We start from the raw sequence: 2,592 nt of genomic DNA on the forward strand, positions 1-2,592 counted from the left end.
AGCCGCACCAACCCGGCCTTCTCGGCGAGCCTCAACACCTGCACGAACAGCCCGGCCAAGTGTTTGAGGTGCCGCTTGCGGAACTCGGAGATGGTGCGGAAATCCGCGCATCGAGCGCCGCGATCATCATGAAGTCGGCGCGTTCGACGCAGGCCCTGGCGATCCGCCGCGAGGAATAGATGCCGACCGCGTACCCGTTGAGCAGCAGCGCCACCATCAGGCGCGGATCAAACGGCGGCTGGCCGAGCGCACTCCGGTAGTTGCCAGATATCTCGCTGAGGTCCAGGCTCTCCCGCACCAGTTCCACGATGAAACGTGACAGGTGCTCCCGCGGCACGAAATCCTGCACACTCGGCGGCAGCAACTGCGGCTGATCAATCTTCCACGGCCGAAAATACTTGCTCATGGACCAAATCGATCACACTCCCGCCCAATTGAACAGGGAATACTCGGACAGGCTCCTAGGTATCCTGATCGAGCCGCAACTGCAAACCGCAGTCTTAAATCCAGAGTTCAGCTTTGGTTGCGGCAATAGAACCGACGCGCGGTCTCGCCACAATTTCTTCGCGTGTGTAGGCGACAACGATTTCGACATGATGCTTGGCGCGGTACCTGGATCAAGGTGCTGCGCCTGGATGGCGGGCACGAGCCCTACCTGCCGCGGTTGTTCGTCTATCACCGCGAGGCCCAGATGGGATCGAGCTTCAAGGTGATGGAGCGCCGGCTGCTTGCGTCGTCGAACCGGCGCCCATGGTCAGCAACCAGTTTTGCCGGACCTGGATCAGCCGCTCCGGCGTCGCATGCCGGCTGACGACCGGCGTCCTCGTCAACTTCTCCGGTTGATGTGGGAAAGGAATGCCCGGCACCGGCGGCCCGTTGGCGGTACGGATACCTTGATTGGCCAGATAAATGGCGAGCGTCTTCGACGTGCGAGACACGTTGGTCGTTCTGTCCCCGAGATGGGCATGACGGGCGTCAAATAACATGTTGACAACAGGGTGATTTCGCCGTGCAGACGATCCAGAAACACGCGCCATTGGCCTCTGGCGGCAAAGGCCGGAAGTGGATTACGTTTTTGACCGACAGGTATGTCCAGGTTCATGAGCATCAGCGTGTCCTCACATCCTGATGGGGTGGGCTGGTATTGATGAGAGAGCCCTTGTAGCGCCGGACCTTCTCGAATCTCGAGCCGGTCACCGTGGCCAATTCTCGAGATGTTCAAATGAACGTTCGTCTTGCCGCCTGCTCCAATCGGGGCCCGATCGGCGGTCTTTCGGCATATCCATCTCGTTGCGTCGGCTGCGCGATGGATTTACATGGCGCTTACCTCGGATTGCAACCCTATTCAATTAGAAGCGCTCGAACGACACCCATGCTCCTTGATCCCGATGTTGGGAGACGAAATCGATGGACCACAATCGAGCGGGTGCCCGCTTGGATTTTGCTTGGCGAGATTGTAGACGTTCGCTTGTTGCAAGCATCGCGTGATGCTGAGCTCAATGGCTGTGATCCACAGACGGAGGAACACCGCGCTTGCGGCCAGCAATGGCATGACAAGGATGGAACCCGCGCCGAAGGACCGCTCAACAAAGGAAGAGCAACAGCACGAACAGTGCGGCCGCGGCGGCGATGGAAATGAGCATCTAACCGCGGAACACGATTTGCGGTTGCTAATGGAGTCTGTCCAGCTCGTAATGAACATTTTTCGGCAGGACCTCCGGTACGTTGAGTGTTTGCCGGACTTCGAGACGTTCACGGCCATCTCGACTTCGGATCGGCCGTGACGATCGCAGGCCCCGCCGTTCCGACAGTTCCATGACAGCCTGCAGCTGCGCGACCGCAGCGCGCTTGGCGGCGGGCCTTCCATCGCGGCCCGCACCCACGTGCTCCGACATTACCCTGCCATGATGCCCCTCTCGCTGATTTTCGGAGATCGGGTGGCGGACTCCGGCAATCGCTGCAGGTTTGTGTTGGCGAGACTTCACAACGCTTACCGCAACGCGCGGACGGAGAAACTCGCCGGCTGCGCAAGGCATCGACGTGATGCATATCGAGCCGGCAGTCAGCGATAGCCGGCCGACGTGCAAAAGAAGTACGCTCGATGACCGGTCCCTCGCGGCCAAGCAACGCGACGACGGCTGGAGAAGGCAGAAAGGTCTTGTCGACAAATATCATCGGCTGTTTGCCGATCACGCGGGCGCTGCGCTCGCGGGGACGGGAGAGCCGATATCGAGGTCGTCGATCTCCGTGCTCAAGCCGGCGAGCAATCAACCGGTTGAACATAAGGTGAAACGCTATCTCGGAAACATCCCGTCGCGAATCACCGCGCGCTCCTTATCTTAGACCTTGAGCTGGAGAACCGCTTTCATTTGGGTTGATCCCGCCGCTTAGGTCGTGAGTTCAATCAGCTTTGGTTTACGCGCAATCAAGTTCGTAAATTCCATAATCAATGTTCCGCACGGGAGTGCTGCACGATGGGTGACGAGTCCTGTACCGAAACTCTCCGCAAAATGATTGAGCACCAGATCGAAGCTGTTGCGGCGGCTATCTGTGAAGGCAAGAGCGCCGTCGAAGCCGCATGCCGTCTGGAGT

The 2,592-nt window shown here is 59.1% G+C and carries 3 protein-coding genes and 2 pseudogenes; 2 read left to right on the plus strand and 3 right to left on the minus strand.

Features of this window, described 5'->3' with window-relative positions; all coding sequences use genetic code 11:
- Positions 1 to 31 precede the first annotated feature (31 nt).
- Positions 32 to 406 (minus strand): transposase, encoded by a 375-nt coding sequence (locus AC5ZGW_RS45695; RefSeq protein WP_474419849.1) that lies wholly within the window; start codon positions 404 to 406, stop codon positions 32 to 34.
- Between the two features lie 187 nt (positions 407 to 593).
- Here AC5ZGW_RS45695 and AC5ZGW_RS45700 point away from each other — a divergent pair.
- Positions 594 to 775: pseudogene (locus tag AC5ZGW_RS45700) on the plus strand (HemJ family protein); the annotation flags it as partial.
- Here the strand turns inward: AC5ZGW_RS45700 and AC5ZGW_RS45705 are convergent.
- Positions 738 to 938, minus strand: a pseudogene (locus AC5ZGW_RS45705) (kinase/pyrophosphorylase); the annotation flags it as partial. The pseudogenes AC5ZGW_RS45700 and AC5ZGW_RS45705 sit on opposite strands and share 38 nt — an antisense overlap.
- A gap of 1,105 nt (positions 939 to 2,043) precedes the next feature.
- Between AC5ZGW_RS45705 and AC5ZGW_RS45710 the strand changes: the two are divergent.
- Entirely contained in the window at positions 2,044 to 2,343 is a 300-nt protein-coding gene (locus AC5ZGW_RS45710; RefSeq protein ID WP_130231856.1) for a hypothetical protein, read from the plus strand.
- Between the two features lie 44 nt (positions 2,344 to 2,387).
- Here AC5ZGW_RS45710 and AC5ZGW_RS45715 read toward each other — a convergent pair.
- Positions 2,388 to 2,592, minus strand: a 205-nt coding sequence (locus tag AC5ZGW_RS45715) for a hypothetical protein (RefSeq protein ID WP_496114147.1), incomplete at its 5' end; no start/stop codon positions are given.

The organism is Bradyrhizobium sp. Crot121, assembly GCF_059512385.1.